The organism is Candidatus Eisenbacteria bacterium (assembly GCA_016930695.1).
Lineage (GTDB): Bacteria > Orphanbacterota > Orphanbacteria > Orphanbacterales > Orphanbacteraceae > JAFGGD01.
Genome location: JAFGGD010000030.1, coordinates 241,571 through 263,430, shown reverse-complemented (window position 1 = coordinate 263,430; position 21,860 = coordinate 241,571). Strand labels below are relative to the sequence as shown.

Sequence of the window (21,860 nt, the reverse complement as noted above, 5' to 3'; positions counted from 1 at the left end):
GACTCACCTCCTCCCCGGTTTGGGCAGGCAGGCGATCGGGAAGACCTCGTCCACGTGTTCCACCGGCACGATCTCCAGGCGGCGCAGGACCTCCTCCGGGACTTCTCTGAGTTCCGGCTCGTTGCGCGCCGGCACCACCACGAGGCGGATCCCCGCCCGGTGGGCGCCGAGAATCTTCTGGCGGATTCCCCCCACCGGCAGGACCCGGCCCCGCAGGGTGATCTCGCCGGTCATCGCCACGTCGTGCCGCACCGGCGATCCGGATAGGAGCGAGTAGAGCGCGACGACGATGGCGATCCCCGCCGAGGGACCGTCCTTGGAGACGGCGCCGGCGGGAACGTGGATGTGGATGTCCCGCCCATCGAGAAGGTCCGGCGGACCGCCGTGTCGATCAACGAAACTTCTAACATAAGATAAAGACGTCTCAGCCGATTCGCGCATGACCTCGCCCAACTGCCCCGTCAGCTGCAGCGATTGGCGGCCCGGCAGGATCGTCGCCTCGATGAACAGGATCTGCCCTCCCGCCGGCGTCCAGGCGAGGGCGGTGCTGGTCCCCACTTCGGGGCGCCGCGCCTTGATCTCGGGGAAGTACTGCGGCGTGCCGAGGTAACCCTCCAGGTCCTCCTCCCCCACCGTCACCCGCGTCTCCTCTCCTCGAAGGAGCGCGGCGGCCCGTTTCCTGCAGATCGCGGCGATGCTTCTCTCCAGGTCACGAAGCCCCGCCTCGGCGGCGTACACGTCGATGATCCGGCGGATCGCGCGGCGGCGGATCTTCAGCCGCGACGCCGCGAGGCCGTGCCGCTCGAGCTGCTTCGGGATCAGGTGCTTCTCGGCGATGGCCACCTTTTCCGCGGTGGCGTAGCCGGGGAATTCGACGATCTCCATCCGGTTCAGAAGCCCCGGCGGAATCGTGTCGGTGCTGTTGGCGGTCGTGATGAAAAAGACCTCCGAGAGATCGAAGGGAAGACTCAGATAGTGATCGGAGAAGCCGCGGTTTTGTTCCGGATCGAGCACCTCCAGGAGAGGCGCCGAGGGATCCCCCGAAAACTGGGGGCCCACCTTGTCGATCTCGTCGAGCATGAAGACCGGGTTTCGCACGCCTACGCGGCGCAGCTCCTGCAGGATCCGGCCGGGGAGGGCGCCGGAGTAGGTGCGGCGGTGGCCGCGGATCTCCCCCTCGTCGGTCACGCCCCCGAGGGAGAGCCTCGCCACGCGGCGTCCCAGCGCCTCCGCCACGGCGAGGCCGAGGGAGGTCTTCCCCGTCCCCGGCGGACCGACGAAGCAGAGGAGAGGAGACGGCGCGTCCCGCTTCAGCTTGCGCACGGCCAGGTATTCCAGAATCCGGTCCTTCACGTTCTCCAGGCCGGCATGGTTCCGATCGAGGAGCGCTCTTGCCTCGTCCAGGTCGATCCGGTCCTCGGACAGGGCGTTCCAGGGGAGGTCCATGACCCAGTCGATGTGATTCCGGGCGACGGTGAATTCGCTGCTCTGGACGGGGATCCGCTTCAGCCGGGCGATCTCCTCGCGACAGGAGAGCCGCGCCTCCTCGGGTAGGCGTACCGCGGCAAGGCGGCGATGGATCTCCCGGATCTGCGTCTCCCGCTCGTCCTCTTCGCCCAGCTCTTTCCGGATCGCCCGGATCCGCTCGCGCAGGTAGTTCTCGCGCTCCTTCTCGCCGAGGGCGGCGCTGACCTCCTCCTGAATGCGCGTCTCCAGCTCGATGAGTTTCCCCTCCCGGTCGAGGATGCGCGCCAACTCTTCCAGGCGCTCCCGCGCGCCGTCCGTCTCGAGCAGGCGGATCTGTTCCGGGAGTGATAGGTTCAGCTGCGAAGCGATCCAGTCGGCGAAGCGGTCCGCGCCGGGGATCGCCCCGGCGATCTCCGCGGTCTCCTCCGCGGCTCCGGGACGGCTCCGGAGGAGAAGGCGGAAGGACTCGAGGCAGTTTCGGCGGAGCGCCTCGACGACCAGCTCGTCCGTCTCGGGGGTGGGGGCTACGCGGACCGGCGCGGCCCTCCCTTCTTTCGGGAGCCCGCCCGTGGCGCGATCGACGCGGGCGACGCCCGCGAGAGCGACGCGAACCGCGCCGTCGGGGAGGCGGCGCATCCTCTCGATGCGGGCCGCCGTGCCTCGCCGCGACGGTTCCCCTTCGGGTCCGGGCGGGAAGAGGGCGAGGAAACGTTCGCCGGCGAGCGCGGCGTCGACGGCGGCGATCTCCTCTTCGCTTCGAAGGAGAAGGGTTTTCTTGGCGCCGGGAAAGAGGACGGCCCTCTTCGGGACGAGCCAGGGAAGCTCGCCCGGGATCGGGACCTCGGCGGCGGCGGTCACGGCTTCTCGCTCCTCACCGCCACGGGGAAGGAAACCTCCAGAACACCCTCCAGGTAGCGTGATTTGGGGCGGTTCCGGTCGAAGCCCTCCGGGATGGGGATTCTCTTCTCGAAGGCGCCGGTGTGCCTCTCCAGGGAATGAAAGCGTTTCTCTTTGCCGCCGTGGGGGGCGCGCCTCTCTCCGCGGATCAGAAGGGCGCCCTGCTCCACGCGGATCTGAAAATCCTTGGATCGCATGCCGGCGATCTCCAGAACCACGTACAGGCGGTCCTCCAGCTCGTAGACGTCCGCCGCGGGTGACCAGAGTCCTCGTTTCTCCGTTTCATCCGCCGCGTAGGGGGAATTGGAGGCGAGAAAGTCGAGCATCTCGCCGACCGCGCCCCTTTCCTCGCGCCCTTCCCGCCGCTTCATCATTCCTCTCCCCTCTCCCGCTCGGCGCCACGCGATCCGGAGACCATATCGACGGCGAAGGCGTTCTCGAAATCGAAAACGCCGTCGAAGTCGCGAAGGGTGTCTTCGTCGGTCCGGGAAAGGATTTTGTGGTCCACCAGATGGAAAACGATGTGGCCGAAATCGATCGTCCCGCGAATCCCCCAGTGTTCCAGGACGGTGCGCGCCATCGGTCCGTAAAGCTCGAGGGCGAGACCGCGGATCCCCTCGGAAAGCTCCGCGCCGCTGATGTGGCGGTGCTCCGCGAGCGATTCCACGACCCGGTTCAGCGCCAGGAGGACGAACTCGTACGCCTCGGCGTGATAGCGCGGGTCCTCCAGGCGAATCCGATCGATGACCTCTTCGAGCGGTCTCTCCTCCCGATCACTCTTCCGAGTCTGCGAGCACACGTCGGTATAACTCCTCGTACAGGGGGGTGACCCGATCGGTGGCGAAAACCTCCACCGCCCTCTCCCGCGCCTGATCGCCCATCTTCTTTCTCCATGGGCCATTCTGGAGCAGGTCGATGGTCATTTCAATCATTCTTTCCCGGTCGCCGAGAGGAGCGAGCAACCCATCCTCGCCGTGGCGGACCACCTCCGGGAGGCCGCCGCCGTCGTAGCCGATCACGGGGACGCGGCAGGCCATCGCCTCGAGCGCGACCAGCCCGAAACTCTCCACGGTGCTCGGGAGGAGAAGAACGTCCGCCAGAGGAAGGATCTTCCGAACCTCGATCTTGTCGCCGAGGAAGAAAACACGGTCCCGGACGCCCAGCTCCTCCGCCAGGATCCGGCAGGTGACCCGTTCCGGTCCGTCGCCGACCATGACGAGCACGCCGCCGGTGGACTCCCGCACCCGCGCGAACAGCCGCACCACGTCGGGTGTGTTTTTTACCTTCCGGAAGTTGGAGATGTGCATCAGCACCGGTCCCTCGTCCAACTCCAGGCTTTTCCGGAGTTCCTCGTCCCTCTCGCCGCGGAAGATTTCGGGATCGACGAAATTGGGGATCACGTCGATGCGGCGCCGGACGCCGAGTCGCTGCCGCGTCTCTCCGGCGAGAAAGCAGGAGACCGCGGTGACGATGTCGGACCGTTCGATGCTCAGCTTGGTGATCTCCAGAAAGCTCCGCTCCGTCCCCACCAGGGTGATGTCGGTCCCGTGCAGGGTGGTCACCACACGCACCCTCTCCGGCGCGAGGATCTCGTTCGCCAATAGGGCGCTCGTTGCGTGGGGAATGGCGTAGTGCGCATGGAAGACGTCGATCTTCTCGTTGCGCGCCACTTCCGCCATCCGCGCCGCCAGCGCGAGCGCGTAGGGAGGATACTTAAAGAGTGGATAGGTGACGGTTCGCACTTTGTGGAAGCATACGTTCGCCCCTTGTTCGAGACGGAAGGGGCGGGAGTAGCTGATGAAATGGACCTTGTGGCCGCGCCGGGCGAGGGCGAGACCCAGCTCGGTGGCGACCACGCCCGACCCGCCGGCGCTGGGATAGCAGGTGATGCCGATGTTCATCGTATCGGACCTCCTCCGCCGGGCACGACGAGGCGCGGCGCGCCGTCGCCCGGGCGGATCGCGCCGGTCAGGAGATCCGCCAGGCCGGGTCCGAAGCGGGCGAAAGGACCGATGGGGGAGAGAACCGTCTCCTGTGGTTTTCCGCCCGGTAAGAGGGCCGAGCGCGCCCTGTGGATCAGGTTCCGCCGGTTGTCTCCCGCCCGGTCCGCGAATCGGAGAACCCGGTCGGCGGCGCGTTCCGCCTCGCGGGCGACGCGGTTCCGGGCGGGATCGTCCGGCGGTACGGCGCCCGGCGCGAGACGGTCCGCCTCCCCCAGGAAGACGGCGGTCTCCTCGGCGATCCTCTCGCGGAATCGCTTCGCGCTCCCGGCGAGTTCCGGCGGATCCGGCGCCTTCTCCCTCCCCGCCAGGATCTCCTCGGGCGTGACGCCGATGTTTTCCAGGCGGTCCGCGATTCGTTCCGGCAGGAGGTAAAAGCCGGCCCGCGGAAAGAGCGGCGCGCGTTCCACGCCGAGGGCGGCGTAGAGAGGCCCGAGCGCGGCGTGGTAGATCAGTTCCGAGAGGCCGGCGGCGTAGGCGGCGACCGGAAGAACCGCGTCTTGCAGCACGGGGCGGAGCGCCGCCGCCGGTGTGGCGCGCACCGTTCCCTCCTCGATCCTCTCCGCGAGCGCCGCCGGCTCCATCGGGTTCCCCCCCTCGGGGTGGAACCGACCGCCGTCGAAGCGGAGCGGAATCCGCGTCTCGTCCTCCACGAGGAAGAAGGGAGGCCGGTCCGGCTCGACCGGCAGCAGGATCGGAAGCCCCGCCTCCGCGGCGAGACGCGCCCCTTTCTCGATGGCGGCGTGGACGCCTCGGGGATCGCGGGCGGCGGCGGCCAGCACGCGTCTCCCCTCGGGGACGCTTTCCGCGTCCCGGCCGTCCAGGAAGAGAAGGGGGAGTTCCGGGACGAAGGCGCGGGCGGTCCTCACGAAGAGGTCCGTGGCGCCGGTCTCTTCCGGGACGGCGGCGCGGAGGCGCTCGAAAAGGTCGTCCTTGTGCGGTCCGGGGGGAAGCAGCGCCGCGGCCTCTCCGAGGAACGACCTCCACCCCGCGGGATCGATCCGGAGGGCGCCGAGCCGGGCGCGGGCGGGCGCGTCCCGGAAGGGGGCGCGCAGGCGCCGCGCGTCCCCCCCTGCGTCGATCAGGGTCGCTCCCTCCGCTTCCCCCCTGTCCGCATCGTGTGAAGCGATCCAGAAGAGGGGGACCGGCCCGCCGCCGTCCGGTTTCGGCGTCTTCTCGACGACCGCCCGCAGGGTGAGCATTTTATAGAGAGCGAGGAGAGGCCCCAGAAGGACGCAGGGCTGATGGCCCGCCGCTACGAATTTCGTCTTTTTACCGTTTATACGTGCAAGGTTGGCGCGCGCCCCTTCCGGGGCGTTCTCCCCCCCGCTCCGGAGGGCGATCCCCTCGAAGAGGGAGGGCGCGATCGTCGCCGCCTTTCCGGGAAGACGGGGCGTCTCCTCGGGCGGGAATCCCGCGTAGAGGGGGGCGAGATCCGGGTCGCCGCGTCGCCAGCGTTCGAGGTGCTCCGGGACGGCGTCCATGAGCACGCGCACCCGCGCGCCGGGTCTTTCACCGGCCATGGATCTTCTCGAGGCGGACCGGTTCGCCGGACGCGACGCCGAGACGCTTGGCGGCGTTTCCGGTCACTACGGCGATCTCCACGGTCTCCCAACTGCCGTGGAGGACGATCAGGTCTCCCGCGTCCGCTTCCATGAAGGTGTGCACCCGCGTGTCGATCGAGGTTCCGCCCACCACGGCGCGGAAGGGACCGTCTCCCGCCCATTCCTCGACGGCGCACCTCTCCAGGTTCGTAATCAGGTTGCCGAAGCGATCGACCCAGACCACTTCACCCAGAAAGCGATTCTCCTCCCGGCGCGGCGGCCGGATCGGGAAGGGGGTCAGCCGGGAGGAATCGATCGGCGGGCCGAATTGCCCGATCGGTTCCCCGCGGGCGATCCGCCCCGCGACCGGCGCGAAGATGTCCCGGCCGTGAAAGGTGGGGCATACCCTGTCCGGCGTCCATTCCCCCTCCTCGATCCGGAAGGCGCGGACCCTCTCCGCCCGCTCGATGACAAGGCCGAGGACTCCGTTGTCCGGTCCGACGTAGACCGAGCCGTCCGCCTCCACGATGAGGCCGAGCCTATCCGTTCCCACGCCCGGGTCCACCACCACGAAGTGAATCGTCCCCGGCGGAAACCAGGGGGCGGTTCGGCTGAGAAGGAAACCGGCGCATCCCGCCGCGCCCGGTTCGATGTCGTGGCTGATGTCGACGAGCCGGGCTTCCGGCGCGAGCCCCAGCAGCACGCCCTTCACCGAGGGGACGTAGGACCCCTCGCCGAAATCGGTGAGCAACGTGACGATCGGGCGTTTCTCCATCGCCTATTCCTCCTCCCCCCAGACCTCGGCGGCGAATCGTTCCACCGATGCGCCCTCCTCCCTCCATGCGCCGGCGGGGAGCCCCGCCTTGCGGCAGGTCTCGTCCAGGAAGCGATCCGGGCTCCAGCCCTCGCGCTCGGCTACCTGGGGGAGCAGCAGGCCCGAGGATGCTCCTTTGCGAATCAAGAGGCCGTCCCGTCCCACGCGGACCTCCTCCGGGCCGCGGACCGGCTCCAGCGGCGTGAGGGCGCTGATTTCGATGCGCAGCTCGGGGATTTCCTCCTCCCGCACCGGGGAAAAACGGTAGTCGTGCAGCGCCGCCGCCGCCGCCATCTCGGCGACCACTTCGACGAGGGGACGGTCGGCGACCACGAGACCGATGCAGCCGCGCAACCTCCCCGCCCGGGTGAGAGTAACGAAGGCGCCCCGCGACTCGGCGAGGGGCCCCGCCTCCGGAACGGAAGGTTTGTGTTTCCCGCCTCGGAGCGCTTCCTCGATCGCCCGCCGGGCGACGAGGAGCAGCCCGCGCCGATCCTTTTCGTCGATCATCGTTCCTCCTCCCGCACGAAGGCGAAGGACGCGTAGCCGACCACTTCCCGGCGTCCGCCGGCGGTGTCCCCCGAGTTGGCGTATCCGAGAAGACGGGGGCGGGCGCCGAAACGCTCCGCCGACGCGCGGGCCAGCGTGAGAATGGGGCCGGCGCCGCACGCCTCCGTCTCCCCATGGTCGAGGGCTGCGGCGAGACGCTCCGTTTCACCGCTCCGAACCAGCTCGAGGAGCATCCGGTCGATCCGAACCGCGTCGTCGTAGGCGTGAAAATGAGAGAGATCGGAACTCGCTACGTAAAGAGTATCCTCGGCGCCGAAACAATCGGCGAGGAGCGCGGCGAGACGTTTCGCGAATTCCAGGTCCCGGTCGCCGAGAATAAGCGGGACGAGGGAAAAGCTCCCCAGCGCGACCTGTAGGAAGGGGATTTGCACCTCCAGGGCGTGCTCTTCCCTGTGGACCTCCGGTAGCGCGCGAACCAGCCCGTCTCCCCGCTCGACTAAAAGGCGCGCCCCCTCCCCGTCCACGGGGGCGTCGCCGAGCGGGGTTCGATAGGCTCCCTCGGGCCAGACCGAGGCGCCGTCGAAGACGGCCCGGTGGGACGGGGCCATCACCACCACCCGCCGGTAGGAGCGGCCGCGCACCGCCGCATAGGCGCGGCCCGCCGTCGGGCCGGAGTACACGTAGCCGGCGTGGGGCGCGATCAGGCCGACCACGGCGCCGGCGGGCGGCTCTGTTTCCGCGCCGTCGAGGTAGCCCAAAATCGTCTCACGGAGTTCGTTCGGATCGGACGGATAGAAGAGGCCCGCTACGGCGGTCTCGCGAATCAGGCTGGCGTGGTCGCTCATCGTCCCCCCCCTTCCCGGTCTCCCCGGACCCGGCGCGCCGCGCGTCTTTCCGCGCCGGACACCCGCACCCGGCGCGGGGGACACGCACTCCCTCCAACCTAATCCAATTTGCGCCGGTAGACAATGGTGTTCCGGCGCCAGCGCGGATCCTGCTCGGGATGGTCCTCCAGGTAATGCAGCCCCCGGCTCTCGCGCCGGCGGAGCGCGGAGCGGACGATCAGCGAGCCGACGAGGGCGATGCTTCGGAGTTCGAGAAGATCGCCGGAGAGGGAGAAGCGGTCGAACCACTCCTCCACCTCCCGGTGGATCGGCGTCAGGGAGCGGCGGGCGTTTTTCAGGCGATCCACGCTCCGCACGATCCCCACGTAGTCCCACATCAGCTGGCGGACGCGGTCCCAGGCGTGCAGGATCTCGAGACGGCCCTCCGGTCCCCGCCGGCCGTTCGGCGGCGCGGGAAGGCGGCGCGGGAAGGGAGCGCCGTCGAGCGCCGCCGAGGCGGCGTCCGCGGCGGCGGTGGCGTAAACGAGCGCCTCCAGCAGGCTGTTCGAGGCGAGGCGGTTGGCGCCGTGCACGCCGGTGTGCGCCACCTCTCCCGCGGCGAAGAGCCGCGGCACGTTCGTCCGCCCCGTGTCGTCGGTCATCACGCCGCCGCACATGTAGTGCGCCGCCGGCACCACCGGGATCGGTTCCCGCGTGATGTCGATACCGAGGGAGAGACAGCGGGCGTGGATGTTGGGGAAGCGGTTCCGGATCCGCCGCGGCGTCATCGCCGAGAGATCGAGAACCACGTGCCGGTCGCCGCGCTCCTTCATCTCGTTGTCGATCGCGCGGGCGACCACGTCGCGCGGCGCCAGCGATCCGGCGGAGTGGTAGCGCTCCATGAAAGAATCGCCGGAGAGCGCGCGGAGCACGGCCCCCTCTCCCCGAACCGCCTCGCTGATCAGGAAGGACTTCTCCTTCGGGTGGTAGAGGCAGGTGGGGTGGAACTGCACGAACTCCAGGTTCGCCAGCCGCGCGCCGGCGCGATAGGCCATGCCGAGCCCCTCGCCGGATGCGATGTCCGGGTTGGTCGTATAGAGATAAACCTTTCCGGCGCCCCCCGTGGCGAGCAGCGTGGTTCGGGCGAGGTGGGTCCGTACGCGACCGCTCCGGTGGTCCAGCGACCAGGCGCCGCGGATCTCGCCCCGGCCGTCCCGGATCAGGTCGATGGCGTGGTGGCGCTCCAGGATGCGGATGTTCCGCTCGGCGCGGACCGCGGCGAGAAGCCCGTGCTCCACTTCCCGGCCGGTCGCGTCCTTGGCGTGGATGATGCGCCGCCGCGAATGCCCCCCTTCCCGGCCGAGATCAAAACCCCGTCCCTTGCGGGAGAAATGGATCCCGCGATCCACCAATTCGCGGAGAAGCGCCGGTCCCCTCTCCACGATCATGCGTACCGCTTCCGGCCGGGAAAGGCCCTCGCCGCAGAGGAGGGTGTCCCGCACGTGCAGATCGAAGGAATCGTCGGGGCCCATCACGGCGGCGATCCCGCCTTGAGCCAGATTGGTGTTGGTCTCCACCGACTCCTTCTTGGTGAGGATCAGGACCCGTCCCGCCCGGGCCGCTCGCAGGGCGAACACGAGGCCGGCGATGCCGCTTCCCAGGACCAGAAAATCGCTCTCGGTCGCGGCGCCTCGCGCCATGATCCCCTCCTAGAAAAGCGCGGACAGGCGGGCGCGGATGATTTCGCCCCCCTCTCCAAGAAAACGAACCCCGGCGCGGAGGACGTGGATCCCGCAACCCGCCCTCTCCTCTCCGTCGATCCGCGCGGCGTCCTTTTCGGTCGTCACCGGGATGGCGCCGAGGCGCTCCACCCTCTCCCGGATTGTCGCATAATCGGCGGGCCGGAATCGATGGTGATCCGGGTAGTCGAGCCTCCCCGCCACGCGCGCCCCCGCCTCCTCCAATGTGCGGATGAAACGGTCCGGGTCGCCGATCCCGCTTACCGCGAGGACCGCGCGCCCGCGGAGCGTTTCGATAGGAATATCCGCGCCGTCCGGTCCGGCGATCGACTCCGGCTCGAGGCGGAAGAGGAGGCGGTCTTCGGGCGCGCCGTGACGGTCCAGCGCGCGTTGGAGGTCCTCGTCCGGGTCGACGGTGGCGTTGACGAGCACCAGGTCCGCGCGCGCGATCGCTCCGGGCGGTTCGCGTAACAATCCCCGCGGGAGGAGGCGGCCGCCGCCGAAGGGGTCGCGTCCCGGCACCACGACGATTTCGAGGTCCCGGTGGAGGCGGCGGTGCTGCATCCCGTCGTCCATGAGGAGGACCTCCGCGCCGTGGCGTTCGACGGCGCGTCGTCCGGCGCTGACCCGGTCCCGGTCGAGAAGGATGGGGAGATCGGGGAAGCGGAGGCGGTAGAGGCAGGGCTCGTCTCCGTAGAGGAGGTGGTCCCCCTCCGATGGCGGCCGTCCCGGCGGGACCAGGAGGGGCCGTCTCTCGTCCCGCCGCCCGTAACCCCGTGAGAGGAGCGCGGCGCGCCTCCCCGCTCCGACCAACTCCCGGATCAGTTCCATCGTGACGGGGGTTTTCCCCGTGCCGCCGGCGCTCAGGTTCCCTACGCTCACCACGGGGCGGGGGAGACGGCGGACCGGAAGGACGCCCCCGTCGTAGAGCCCGTTTCGGAGCGCGACGGCGGCCCGGAAGAGCGCCTCGCCCGCCGCGCCGGCCGGACCGCCGATCGGACTACGCCGTCCGGTCATCCTTCCCCCCTTCCCAGGAGCCCCTCTTGGACGAGCCGCCGGACAAGCGCCGCGGCGGCTCCCCGGTTCGCCTCCACCGCGCCCCTCGCCGCCCGTCCGCGGCGGGCGCGCTCTTCCGGGTCATCCAGCCAGGCGGCGGCGGCGATCGCCAGCTCCTCCCCGCTCCGGATCTCCCGCGCCCCCCCCGCGTCGAGAAGGAGATTCGCCGCCTCGGCGCAGTTCTCCCTGTGCGGGCCGATAAGAACGGGAACACCGAAGCGGGCCGGCTCGATCGGGTTGTGTCCGCCGTGCCGGGAGAGGGAGCCGCCGACGAAGGCGACGTCCGCGATTCCGTAGAAGGAGAGCAGATCCCCCACCGTGTCGATCAGGATCGCGCGCGCCCCCGCTCCCGGCTTTTCGCTCCAGAGGCGCCAGGGGATCTCCGTCGCGCGCCGATAGGGGCGCGACTCGTCCGGGTGGCGCGGCGCGACCGCCACGCGGATCCTGTCGTCGCGGGCGAGAAGCGCACGAATCGCACCCAGGACCGCCTCTTCCTCGCCGTCCCGAACGGAACCGAAGACGACCCATCTCTCTTCCGGACCGCCGCGCACGCCGGGATCGGGCGGGTCGGGCGGATCGGTGTCCATCTTGGTGTTTCCGTGAACGAAGAGACGGTCCTCGGGCGCACCGAGGCGGAGAAAGCGCTCCCGGTCCGTCTCCCTCTGAACGCCGAAGAGGCGGATCCGTCCGAGCGCCGCGCGATAGAGAGGGCGCGCGGCCCGCATCCGCCGGAAGGCGGGCCGGGAAATGCGCCCATTGGCGAGGGCGACCGGGACGCCGTTCTCCGTCGCGACTCGGATGAGATTCGGCCAGATCTCCGTCTCGATCAGAAGGAGGAGGCGAGGGCGCGTCGCCTCCAGCGCCCGCCGAACCGCCCCCTCCGTGTCGACCGGAACGAAGCGGCCGTGGATCCCCTCGATTCCGCCGGCGCGCCGCCTTCCCGCGCGGGTCATCGATGTGATCAGGATCGGCGCTTCCGGCGCGGCGCGTCGAATCTCCCTCGCGATCGGTTCCGCTCCTTCGGTCTCTCCCGCCGAGGCGGCGTGCATCCAGACCACCCCGCCGGGGATCCGGTCGCCCCAACGGCCGAGGCGTTCCTCCCTCTCCCCTCGGTCACGCACCCAGAGGGGGAGGAGAAGAGGCGATATAACTTCAATCGCCTTCGCGCCAATTCGATACAGGCCTTCGCTCATGTTATTTCGATTTCCCGCACACCCTATCCGCCTCCTCGCGGACGCGAGTGAGCGCCTCCTCGATCCTTACCCGATAGGCCTCCGACTCCTCCGGAGAGAGCTCCGGCGGGACGCGGATCGGTTCGCCCAGAACGACGGCCACGCGGGCGAAGGGGGCTGGAACCAGGAAAAGATCCCAGGAGCGGAGGAAACGGCCGCGATCCGCGGCGGTCGACATGGGGAGGATCGGCACCCCCGATCGCTGGGCGATCAGCACGATTCCCGCCTGCGCCTTCTCCCGAGGCCCCCGCGGACCGTCCGGCGTGATCGCCAGGTCGTCTCCGGCTCGGCCCCGTTTCGCCATCTCCAGAATCGCCCGAACCCCTCCCTTCCCCGGGCCGGTGGAACCGCGCACCGAACGAAAGCCGAGTCGTTCCGTGATCCGCGTGATGATCTCCCCATCTCTGTGGCGGCTGATCAGGATACGGATTCCGCGGTTCCGATGCGTGTAGACGAGTGCGAGAAGGCGGCCGTGCCAGAAAGAATGGATCACCGGTCCCCCCGCGATCCGCAGGACCTCCTCCTCCGGCACGCCGTGGAAGGTGATTCTCCATGTCCGCCCCAAAAGCCGGATCAAGAGCGGTCCGAGCCCGATCGCGAGACGGAAGAGGATTTCGTTCCCGATCCCTTTCACCACTTCTCCCCCGCGATCCTCAGCACCGCTTCCGCCGCGCGGGCGCTCGCCCCGCCTCCGCCGAGGACGGCGTGCACCGCACGCAAACGCTCCCGGATCGCGGCGAGCTCCTCCGGTTTCCTGAGCCACTCCCGCGCCACGGGGAGGAGTTTCTCCGGCTCGGCGTCCCCCTGCAGGAATTCGGGGGCGACTCTTTCGCCCGAATCGCCCCCCCGGGCCGGCGTCCACCCACCCTCCGCGTAGGCGGCGAGAAGGTTCACCATCCCCACGTGGGGAACACGCACGAGCGCCCGGCCGATCGCATAGGAGAGGGCGCTCACGCGGTAGAGGATCGCCATCGGCGTCCCCAGAACCGCCGCCTCGACGGTCATCGTGCCGGAGGCGACGAAGGCGAACGCGGAGGCGCGGAGAAGATCGTAGGAGCGGTCCCGGAGGAGAAGCGGACCTTCGCCGCCGAGCGCGTCCCGATAGACATCGTCTTCCAGGGTGGGTGCCGCGCCGATCACCGGCCGGACCGGGAATCCCTCCTCCCGGAGGCGGCGCGCCGTCTCCGCCATCGCCGGCAGGAGCGCCGACACCTCCTGGCGCCTGCTCCCGGGGAAGAGCCCGACGACGCGCTCCCCCTCCGCGGCGCCGATCCTCCGGCGGAAGTCGTCCTCCTCCTCGACCGGCCGCGCCAGATCGACGAGCGGGTGTCCGGTGAAGCGGACCGGAACCCCCGCATCGAGGAAAAAATCCTCCTCGAAGGGAAGGATGACGAGCATCTCCCGGACGAGGCGCCGGAGACGCGCCACCCGCCCCCGTCCCCACGCCCAAACTTGAGGGCTGACATAATAGGCCACGGGGACGCCGGCCCGGACGGAGCGCGCGGCGAGCCGCATGTTGAAACCGGGAAAATCGATGGGGACCGCCGCCGCCGGGCGCCTCTCCTCGATCATCCTTCCCATCCGGCGGAGCGCGCCGAGGAAAAAGGGAATCCGTCCCACCACCTCGGAGAAGCCGAGCACCGAAAATTCGCGGATCGGATAGATGATTTCCACCCCCTCCGCCGCCATCCGGTCCCCTCCGCAACCCCACAGAAGAACCGACGGGTCGAGCCGCCGGATCTCCCGGGCGAGGGCGGCGCCATACAGATCGCCGGAGGCTTCTCCGGCGACGAGAAGGAGGTTCTTTCTCATGACGCGGCCCTCCCTTGAATCAGACGAAAGATCAGAAAGCCGAGAAGGAGCGCGACGCTCGTGAGGGAGCGGCGCTCGGTGCGGATCGCTTGCGTCCAGCCGGACGGCTCCCCCCGGCCGCCGACCCGCGGTCGCCCGGGCAGAATGCGGGGAACGCGGCGCGCGTAGGCGGGCCACTCCTCGGGGAAGCGGCGCGCCATCTCTTCCTCCTCGGCGGCGATGATCGGGCCGTACTGGAGGACGAAGAGGAGGAGCAGCAGGGGCGGCAGCCATACCACGCCGGAGCAGACCGCGAGCCCGGCGCTCAAAAAGAGGTTCCCCGCGTAGAGCGGATTCCGGACCCATGCGTAGGGGCCGGTGTCGACGAGGCGTTCCGCCCCCATTCGCGTGGAGCGGGAGGCGCCGCCGATGTGGCGAAGCGCGGCGAGGCGGATCGTTTCGCCGAGAAGGACCGGTGGGAGGCCGAAGGCGAGGGAGGGCGCGCTCGGCCGCGCGAAGAGGAGGAGCAGAAGAACGAGAGGAAGCGGCGTCAGGCTCCGGTGTCGGTAGAGCCAGCGGCCCGCCGCGCGCGCTCCCTCGCGGAGCGGCGGCGCGGCCGGGCGCTCACCGGGCCCCGTCACGGTCCCCGTCCATCGAGGCGAGAACCCGGAGCGCCGTGTCCAGCGCCTCTGTTCCCTCGCGGGCGGTGACCCGTCTCGCCCCCTCTTCGCCGCGCACCGCCCGCAGGAAATGCGTGAGCTCGTTCCGGAGCGGCTCCCCCTTCTCCACCGCCGGCTGTTCCCGGCGGACCAGCTTGGCGAAGGAGTCCGGCGTGAGCCGGTCCGGAGAGGGAATCTCGCCGACCCGCCGGTAGACGGTGACCGTCTGGTCGGTGTAGCTGAGCGAGATGTAGCGGTCCCTCTCGAAGATCCGGATCTTGCGGGTCTTCTGCAGCGAGATCCGGCTCGCCGTCAGGTTGGCGACGCATCCGTTTTCGAAGCGGATCCGCGCGTTGGCGATATCGATCGCCCGGGAGAGAACCGGCACGCCCACCGCGTCCAGGGAGGCGATGGGAGAACGAACGAGCCGGAGAAGAATATCGATGTCGTGGATCATCAGGTCGAGAACGACCGAAACGTCCAGGCCGCGGACGTCGAAGGGGGAGAGACGGTGGATCTCGAGGAAGCGGGGATCGCGTTCTTCGGCGAGGAGCGCCTCCACCGCCGGGTTGAAGCGCTCCAGATGGCCCACGGCGAGGACGAGGCCGGCTTCGCGCGCCGCCCGGCCCATCTCCTCCGCCTCCTCCACGGTGCGGGCGATCGGCTTCTCGACGAGAACGTGGACTCCCTTCCGAATCGCTTGAAGGGTGAGGGAATGGTGCGCCGTGGTGGGCGCCGCCACCGTCACCGCTTCCACTTCCGCGAGGAGCGACCCCGCGTCCGGGAAGGCGCGGCAGCCGAAGCGCTCCGCCCCCTCCCGCGCCCGCGCCGCGTCTTCGTCGAAAACGCCGACGAACTCCGCCTCCGGCGCCGCCTGGAAAACCCGGGCGTGGTTCCGCCCCCAGGCGCCGACGCCGATCACTCCGATGCGTACCGGTTCCATGGGTCTCCGTTTCTCGGGGCGTCAGGAGATCCCCCGCTCCGAGGAATCGATGAACGCGACGAGCCGCTCGATCTCCGGCGTCGCGGGCAGGGTCTCCCGGATCGCGGCCAGCGCCTGGGTCGTGTTCCGCTTGGAGCGGTAGAGGATCTTGTAGGCCCGTTGCAGAATCAGCCGAGCCTCGGCGGAAAAACCGGCGCGGCGGAGGCCGATTACGTTGACGCCGATCATGCGGATCGGGTTGCCCGCCGCCAGGAAGAAGGGGGGCACGTCCTGCGCCGCCCGCGAGCCGCCTCCGATGAAAGCGTAGGCGCCGATCCGGACGAACTGGTGGACCGGCGTCACGCCTCCCACGCGGGCGTAGTCCTCGATGATCACGTGGCCGGCCAGGTTGACGGCGTTCGCCAGGATCGTGTGGTTTCCGAGACGGCAGTTGTGAGCGATGTGCACGTAGGCCATCAGTAGGTTGCCGTCGCCGATCCGCGTCTCCTCCCCCGCCAGGGTCCCCCTGTGGATGGTGACGAACTCGCGGATCGTGTTCCCGTCGCCGATGATCACCCGGCTCGGCTCGTTGCGATATTTGAGGTCCTGAGGTTCGGCGCCGACCACCGCGCCGTGGTGGATGATGCAGTCCGCGCCCACGTCGGTCCACCCCTCCACCACGACATGGGCGCCGATCCGCGTGCGATCGCCGATGGTCGCCTTGGGACCGATCCACGCGCAGGGACCGACGGACACGTCCCGGCCGAGCCGGGCGCCCGGCTCGATAATCGCGCTGGGGTGAATCCCGCCCCTCGGGGCATCCGGTTCGGGGGTCATACCTCTTTCCTTCCGCCCCGTCCCTAACGGTCGACGATCATGGAGAGCAGGTCGGCGCCGGCGACAAGGTCGTCGCCCACGTAAGCCCTCCCCCGCATCTTGCAGGTTCGGGTCTTGAGGCGGATCAGCTCGAGTTCGAACCGGAGCGTGTCGCCGGGGAGCACCGGTTTGCGGAACTTGGCGTCGTCGATACCCATGAAGTAAACCAGCTTGTGCTCCGGGTTGTCGACGGAGCTGAGCAGCAGGATCCCGCCGGTTTGGGCCATCGCCTCGATGATGAGGACCGCGGGCATGATCGGGTGGCCGGGGAAATGCCCGATGAAGAAGGGCTCGTTGATGGTCACGTTCTTGATCCCCACCACCCGCTTCTCCGTGAGTTCGGTGATCCGATCCACCAGCAGGAAAGGATAGCGATGGGGCATGATCTTCATGATGAAATTGATGTCCACGTTGGTGGCGCTCAGCGTTTCGTGGCGCAGCTTGAGGGTGGGCCCGTGCTTCTCCTCGGCGTAACGGCGGAGCAAGCGGGCGAGCTTCACGTTCGCCGAGTGGCCCGATTTATACGCCATGATGTGCCCCTTGAGAGGCATGCCGACCAGAAACAGGTCCCCGAGGAGGTCCAGCACCTTGTGCCGCACGAACTCGTCTTCGAAGCGGAGCCGTTCCTCGCTCTCCACTTTGCCGTTCTCGACGACGATGGCGTTGGAATAGCTTCCCCCCTTGATCAGTCCCATCTCCCGGAGGCGGTCCACCTCGTTCTGCAGCGCGAAGGTTCGGGCCGGCGCCACCTCGCGGACGAAGGAGTCCTCGTCGATGTCGAAGGTGACGTGCTGCGTGCCGATGAGGGGGTTGTCGTACTGGATGGTGAAGCTGATCCGGAACCCGTCGTGGGGAAGCGCCACCAACTCGATCCCGTTCTCCTGGAGCGCGATGGGGCGGTCCACGCGCAGATAGAAGCGCTCCGCCTCCTGCTCCTCCGTTCCCGCCTTCTCGAGCAGCCTCACGAAGGGGAGCGCGCTTCCGTCCGGCTCGGCGGGCTCCTCGGCGTCCAGCTCGATCCAGAGATTGTCGATGCCGAGGCCCGCCACGGCGGCGAGCACGTGCTCCACCGTGCTGACCCGGACGCCGTTTTTCTCCAGGATCGTCCGGCGGGAACTTCCCTCGCTGTCCACGGTGGTGGTGATGTCGGCGAGAATCTCGATCCGGCGGTTCCCGTCGGTGCGGACGAAACGGATGCCGGTGTTCTCCGGCGCCGGCTTGAAAGCCATGCGCACCTTCTCGCCGGTGTGCAGGCCCACGCCTTCCGTAAATACTTCACGAGCGATCGTTTTTTGTCTGATCCGAGACATGGGGATTTCTCCTAGCGCCCGGTGTCGGGAGGCGGCGCGTCCCGGTTTTCCAGGGCGGCGATACGCCGCTCCAGCGACGCAACCTTCCGGAGCAGGTCGGGGATGCGCTGAATCCCCGCGTAGATCCGACGGGAGAGGCTGTGTTCGCGGGCGGGATACCCGGAGACGGAGGTGCCCGCCGGGATCGATTTGGTGACGCCCGCCTGGGCTCCGACCTTGACGTTGTCGCCGATTTTAATGTGGCCCACGACGCCGGCCTGCCCGGCCAGGGTCACGTTGTTGCCGACTTCGGTGCTCCCCGAAACGCCCACCTGGGCGACGAGGATGCTGTCTTCGCCGATCACGGCGTTGTGGGCGATCTGGACCAGGTTGTCGATCTTGGTCCCCCGTTTGATCAGCGTGGTGCCCACGGTGGCGCGGTCGATGGTGGTGTTGGCGCCGATCTCCACGTCGTCCTGGATCTCCACCCGGCCGATCTGGGGGATCTTCATGTGCGCCAGTCCGTTCTTGGTGAAACCGAAGCCGTCGCTCCCGATCACGGCGCCGCAGTGGATGATCACACGGTCGCCGATCACCGTGTCCTCGCGGATCGACACGTTGGGATAGATCAGGCAGTTTCGTCCGATCCGCGCGCGGAAGCCGATGTAGCCCCCCGGGTGGATGCGCGTGCCGTCGCCGACGACGGCGTCGTCCTCGATCACCACGTGCGGTCCGACCGTGACGGGCGAGCCGAGGACCACGTTCCGGCCGATCACGGCGGTCGGGTGGACGCCGGTGGTCTTCTCGTAGTCGCGCGGCGCGAACAGCTCGATCACCTTGAGAAAGGCGAGATACGGGTTGGGACAGACCAGAAGAGCCTTCCCCTCGCCGGCGCTCACCCCGTTCCGGTTCAGGATGATGGCGGAGGCGTCCGTGCTCCGGAGGAAAGATTCGTAACGCGGATTGGCGAAAAACGTAATGTCGCCGGCCTTCGCTTCACGAATGCCCGCGACTCCCGTGATCTCGATCGAGCCGTCGCCGACGAGCTCACTCTCGATCCGTTTCGCGATTTCACACAGTTTCATAACTCGGGGATGGTAAAGGAGTCGTGGAGAGGGAGTCAAGAAGATTTTCCCCCCCTCTCCACGCCAAAAGATTGATGCGGATGAAGTTAGCGCGTGTCGGCCGGAAGAGGCCGCCCCCCTCTTTTACTCCAGGCCTTTGTTCAGTTCCTCGAGCACCCGATCGGTCAGATCGAGCCCGTCGGCGGCGTAGACGATCCCGCCCACGGCGGCGTCGAGCACGATCGTGAAGCCCTCGTCGTCGCCGATCACCTGCAACACCAGGTTGATCTTGTCCACGATCGGCCGCACCAACTCGCCGTTCTTTTCCGCCACGCGCCCCTGGGGACCGAAAACGGACTGCACGAAGGTCTCGTATTCCGCCTGTTTGGCGGCGATCTCCTGCTGGCGTTCCGCCTTCTTGGCGTCCGAGAGCATCAGACTCTGGCTCTGGTAAAGCTCATGAAGGGAATCCAGTTCCGCCTTCATCTGCTGCGCCTGCTGCTCCCAGGCGGCGACCTCCTGGTCGAAGGAGCGCTGCGCGTCTTCCGTTCCCTTGTATTCGGCGAAGATCCGCGCCGAATCGATGTAGCCGATTTTCATGTCCGCCGCCGCGATCCCGGCGGGAATCGAAAGGATCGCCGTGGCCAAAACGAGGATTCGGCGGGCGCCGGTCCGGACCGTTTGCGTCTTCACCAGTTTCGCCTCCTGCTTGCGTGTTCGGTCCTCCCCGATTCGGGAGGACTGTTTCCATCATCGAAAAAGGATACCATCGGGGGACGGGAATCTCACGCCCAATCCGGTGAAAAGATCCCGCCCGGCCGGGACAGCAGGCGCGGCGCGGGGCGTCAGAACTGGTTGCCCAGCTGGAAGTGGGGCTCCCAACCCCCGCCGTCCTCCTTGTCGAGCCCGTAGCCCATGTCGAAGCCGAGCTGGCCGAGCATGGGAATCTCGAATCGGACGCCGAGTCCTGCGCCCCTCCGGAGTTCGTTGGGCCGCACCTCGCGGAAGCTGTTCCATGTGTTCCCGGCGTCGAAGAAGAAGAGCCCGAAGATCTGCTGCTCCACGAGGGGGAACTTGTACTCCGCCGAGAGGATCAGCATGGTCCGGCCGCCCACGTCGAACGCGTTCCCCTCGGGAACCACGTCCCGGTCCTCATAGCCGCGGAGCCCCCAGAGCCCGGTACCGCCGAGCCGGTAGCGTTTGTAGATCGGCACCGTGGAGGGGTTCTCCAAGCCGTCCACCACGCCGACACGCGCGCGGAGCCCGAGGAAGAACTTCCAGAAGCTGGGGAAATACCAGCGGTTCTCCAGCTCGTACTGCTGGTACTCCACGTCGCCGCCGATCGGCCCGCCGGCCCACTCACCGGCCACCACGGCCACCGTTCCCCGGGTCGGGTGGAAGAGACGGTCCGTCGAGTTCCGGGTGAAGGAGAGGCGCGTGCTGGAGAGCGTTTTCGTTCCCGCCGCGTCGAGGATGATGGCGCTCGCGTTGTCCCGCGGCTCGATCTCCCGTTCCTCCAGACGATACTGCCAGTCCGCGCGGGAGTAGTCGAGCCAGGGGAGCCTGCGGCCGAGGCGAATGCCTCCTCCCCGCCGGTTCTCGTAGTAGGAGTCCCAATTGCGGCGGATCATGGTCACGTCGAAGCCGGCGGTGGTGGGGGTGTCGAAGAGCCAGGGTTCGGTGTAGGAGAGTTCCAGCTGGCGATACTCGCCGAATTCCCACATCAGGTTGGCCCGCTCGCCGCCGCCGAAGAGGTTCACCTGGCCGAGGCGGATGAAACCGGTGGCGCCGTAGGCGGAGCTGATGCCGACGCCCGCCTGCGCCTCCCCGGTCGGCCGTTCGAGAACATCGAAGGAGAGATCGATCTCGTCGGTCCCGCGCACCGGCCGGTAGTCGAAACGAATGTCCTGGAAGAAGCCGAGCTGCATCAGCTCCCTCTGCGAACGGATGATGCGGGAGCGCTTGAACAGGTCGCCCGGCGCCACCACCAGCTCCCGGCGGATCGTCCTCTCCTTGGTCCGCTGGTTGCCGCTGATCTCGACACGGCCGATCCGCGCCGGATTCCCCTCGACGATGTGGAAGACCAGGTCGATCGTGTCTCCCCGGGCGGATCGCTCCGGGACGATGTTGGCGAAAATATACCCCTCTTCGGTATAGAGGTTGTAGAGGTTCGCCACCGTTTCGTCGTAGTCGTTCTGATCGAAGACCGATCCGGGCCGGAGACGGACCAATTCGCCGAGCGTGGCGTCGCCGAATCGCACGTTCCCGTCGAAGGAGACCTCGCCGGCGTCGTACCTCTTCCCCTCGTCGACCCAGATGGTGACGGTCAGGTCCCGTGGGTTCGCCCCCGGGGAGACGTCGGTGGACTCGACCACCGCGTCGAGATAGCCCCGCCGGCCGTACTCCTGCAGGATCCGCCCCTTGTCCTCCTCGAACTCTTCCGGCTTGAACTCACCGCTCCGGATCCAGGAGTCGGGCTTGGTCTTCATCCCCTTGCGGAGCTTCTTCTCCTCCAGGTTCTTTACGCCGTGGAAGACGATCCTCTTCACCCGGACCTTCTCCCCTTCGCCGACGCGAAAGAGGAGATTCCTCCGGCCCAGGCTGTCCGAGCCGGCGTCCTCCCATTCGACGTCGGCGTTCCTGTATCCCTTCTCGGCGTACTTCTCGCGGATCCGCTTCCCTTCTTGGAAGAGCCCCCGCGGCGTGAGGACGAGCCCTTTTTGGAGGAGCGATTCCTCGGCCAGGTCGCGCGATTTGATCTTCTCGTTCCCCTCGTATCGGATCGAGCCGAGGAGGGGCCGTTCGACCAGGTGGATCGTGAGGACGACGCCGGCGACGGTCTCGTCGCGGGATACGCGGATCTGTTCGTACTGCCTCGTGGAATAGAGGTTGCGGATCCCCTCGGCGACCATTTCCGGATCGTAGGGGTCGTCGGGGCGGACGCCGAAGGTGCGGATCACCGATGTGTCGCCGATCCGCGCCGCCCCCTCCACTCGGATCTCCGTAACCGGCTCGGCGTCGCCGCGGACCGCGGCGAGTGCCAGAAGGACGCAAACGACAAGGAGAGAGGCCGGCTGCCGCCGAGCCCCTCTCCGGTTCGTCGCGCGTGTTCTTCGCTGTCGCTCTTCCGTTCGTCGAGTCATGTTCCGCCACGGTCGGGGCCAGGGCCGCGAGCC

Annotated in this window: 20 protein-coding genes; all 20 read right to left on the bottom strand. The window is 68.2% G+C overall.

What is annotated here, in order from left to right:
• Nucleotides 1-3: 3 nt before the first annotated feature.
• On the bottom strand, nucleotides 4-2,325 hold the full coding sequence (gene lon / locus JW958_06685) for an endopeptidase La (GenBank protein MBN1825937.1): 2,322 nt from the start codon (nucleotides 2,323-2,325) through the stop codon (nucleotides 4-6).
• Complete coding sequence (locus tag JW958_06680; GenBank protein ID MBN1825936.1) at nucleotides 2,322-2,738, bottom strand: Hsp20/alpha crystallin family protein; 417 nt, start codon at nucleotides 2,736-2,738, stop codon at nucleotides 2,322-2,324. Before JW958_06680 ends, lon begins: the two co-directional genes overlap by 4 nt.
• A complete protein-coding gene (locus JW958_06675) occupies nucleotides 2,735-3,163 on the bottom strand; it encodes a hypothetical protein (protein MBN1825935.1) in 429 nt (142 codons plus the stop codon). Before JW958_06675 ends, JW958_06680 begins: the two co-directional genes overlap by 4 nt.
• Nucleotides 3,138-4,265 (bottom strand): N-acetyl-alpha-D-glucosaminyl L-malate synthase BshA, encoded by a 1,128-nt coding sequence (bshA, locus tag JW958_06670; protein MBN1825934.1) that lies wholly within the window; start codon nucleotides 4,263-4,265, stop codon nucleotides 3,138-3,140. The genes JW958_06675 and bshA overlap by 26 nt, the downstream gene beginning before the upstream one ends.
• The gene (gene bshC / locus JW958_06665; GenBank protein ID MBN1825933.1) at nucleotides 4,262-5,887 is read right to left on the bottom strand and encodes a bacillithiol biosynthesis BshC; all 1,626 of its coding nucleotides are present in this window, start codon (nucleotides 5,885-5,887) and stop codon (nucleotides 4,262-4,264) included. The genes bshA and bshC overlap by 4 nt, the downstream gene beginning before the upstream one ends.
• A complete protein-coding gene (locus JW958_06660) occupies nucleotides 5,877-6,683 on the bottom strand; it encodes an SAM-dependent chlorinase/fluorinase (GenBank protein ID MBN1825932.1) in 807 nt (268 codons plus the stop codon). Before JW958_06660 ends, bshC begins: the two co-directional genes overlap by 11 nt.
• A gap of 3 nt (nucleotides 6,684-6,686) precedes the next feature.
• A complete protein-coding gene (amrA, locus tag JW958_06655) occupies nucleotides 6,687-7,232 on the bottom strand; it encodes an AmmeMemoRadiSam system protein A (GenBank protein MBN1825931.1) in 546 nt (181 codons plus the stop codon).
• Complete coding sequence (gene amrB, locus JW958_06650) at nucleotides 7,229-8,077, bottom strand: AmmeMemoRadiSam system protein B (protein MBN1825930.1); 849 nt, start codon at nucleotides 8,075-8,077, stop codon at nucleotides 7,229-7,231. Before amrB ends, amrA begins: the two co-directional genes overlap by 4 nt.
• 98 nt (nucleotides 8,078-8,175) lie before the next feature.
• A complete protein-coding gene (gene nadB, locus JW958_06645) occupies nucleotides 8,176-9,756 on the bottom strand; it encodes an L-aspartate oxidase (GenBank protein MBN1825929.1) in 1,581 nt (526 codons plus the stop codon).
• A 9-nt stretch (nucleotides 9,757-9,765) separates the two neighbouring features.
• Nucleotides 9,766-10,812 (bottom strand): tetraacyldisaccharide 4'-kinase, encoded by a 1,047-nt coding sequence (gene lpxK / locus JW958_06640; protein MBN1825928.1) that lies wholly within the window; start codon nucleotides 10,810-10,812, stop codon nucleotides 9,766-9,768.
• A complete protein-coding gene (locus tag JW958_06635) occupies nucleotides 10,809-12,044 on the bottom strand; it encodes a 3-deoxy-D-manno-octulosonic acid transferase (GenBank protein ID MBN1825927.1) in 1,236 nt (411 codons plus the stop codon). The genes lpxK and JW958_06635 overlap by 4 nt, the downstream gene beginning before the upstream one ends.
• 1 nt (nucleotide 12,045) lies before the next feature.
• Entirely contained in the window at nucleotides 12,046-12,717 is a 672-nt protein-coding gene (locus JW958_06630; protein ID MBN1825926.1) for a lysophospholipid acyltransferase family protein, read from the bottom strand.
• Nucleotides 12,714-13,895 carry a lipid-A-disaccharide synthase gene (gene lpxB, locus JW958_06625; GenBank protein MBN1825925.1) on the bottom strand — a complete coding sequence of 394 codons (1,182 nt, stop codon included), beginning with the start codon at nucleotides 13,893-13,895 and terminating at the stop codon, nucleotides 12,714-12,716. The genes JW958_06630 and lpxB overlap by 4 nt, the downstream gene beginning before the upstream one ends.
• A complete protein-coding gene (locus JW958_06620) occupies nucleotides 13,892-14,515 on the bottom strand; it encodes an isoprenylcysteine carboxylmethyltransferase family protein (protein ID MBN1825924.1) in 624 nt (207 codons plus the stop codon). The genes lpxB and JW958_06620 overlap by 4 nt, the downstream gene beginning before the upstream one ends.
• Complete coding sequence (locus JW958_06615) at nucleotides 14,499-15,476, bottom strand: Gfo/Idh/MocA family oxidoreductase (GenBank protein MBN1825923.1); 978 nt, start codon at nucleotides 15,474-15,476, stop codon at nucleotides 14,499-14,501. The genes JW958_06620 and JW958_06615 overlap by 17 nt, the downstream gene beginning before the upstream one ends.
• 21 nt (nucleotides 15,477-15,497) lie before the next feature.
• Nucleotides 15,498-16,292, bottom strand: coding sequence for an acyl-ACP--UDP-N-acetylglucosamine O-acyltransferase (lpxA, locus tag JW958_06610; protein ID MBN1825922.1), 795 nt, complete (start codon nucleotides 16,290-16,292; stop codon nucleotides 15,498-15,500).
• A gap of 23 nt (nucleotides 16,293-16,315) precedes the next feature.
• The gene (locus JW958_06605) at nucleotides 16,316-17,641 is read right to left on the bottom strand and encodes a bifunctional UDP-3-O-[3-hydroxymyristoyl] N-acetylglucosamine deacetylase/3-hydroxyacyl-ACP dehydratase (GenBank protein MBN1825921.1); all 1,326 of its coding nucleotides are present in this window, start codon (nucleotides 17,639-17,641) and stop codon (nucleotides 16,316-16,318) included.
• Nucleotides 17,642-17,652: 11 nt separating this feature from the next.
• A complete protein-coding gene (gene lpxD, locus JW958_06600) occupies nucleotides 17,653-18,705 on the bottom strand; it encodes a UDP-3-O-(3-hydroxymyristoyl)glucosamine N-acyltransferase (protein MBN1825920.1) in 1,053 nt (350 codons plus the stop codon).
• A gap of 123 nt (nucleotides 18,706-18,828) precedes the next feature.
• The gene (locus JW958_06595) at nucleotides 18,829-19,377 is read right to left on the bottom strand and encodes an OmpH family outer membrane protein (GenBank protein ID MBN1825919.1); all 549 of its coding nucleotides are present in this window, start codon (nucleotides 19,375-19,377) and stop codon (nucleotides 18,829-18,831) included.
• 152 nt (nucleotides 19,378-19,529) lie between these two features.
• Nucleotides 19,530-21,827, bottom strand: coding sequence for an outer membrane protein assembly factor BamA (bamA, locus tag JW958_06590; GenBank protein MBN1825918.1), 2,298 nt, complete (start codon nucleotides 21,825-21,827; stop codon nucleotides 19,530-19,532).
• Between the last annotated feature and the right edge of the window lie 33 nt (nucleotides 21,828-21,860).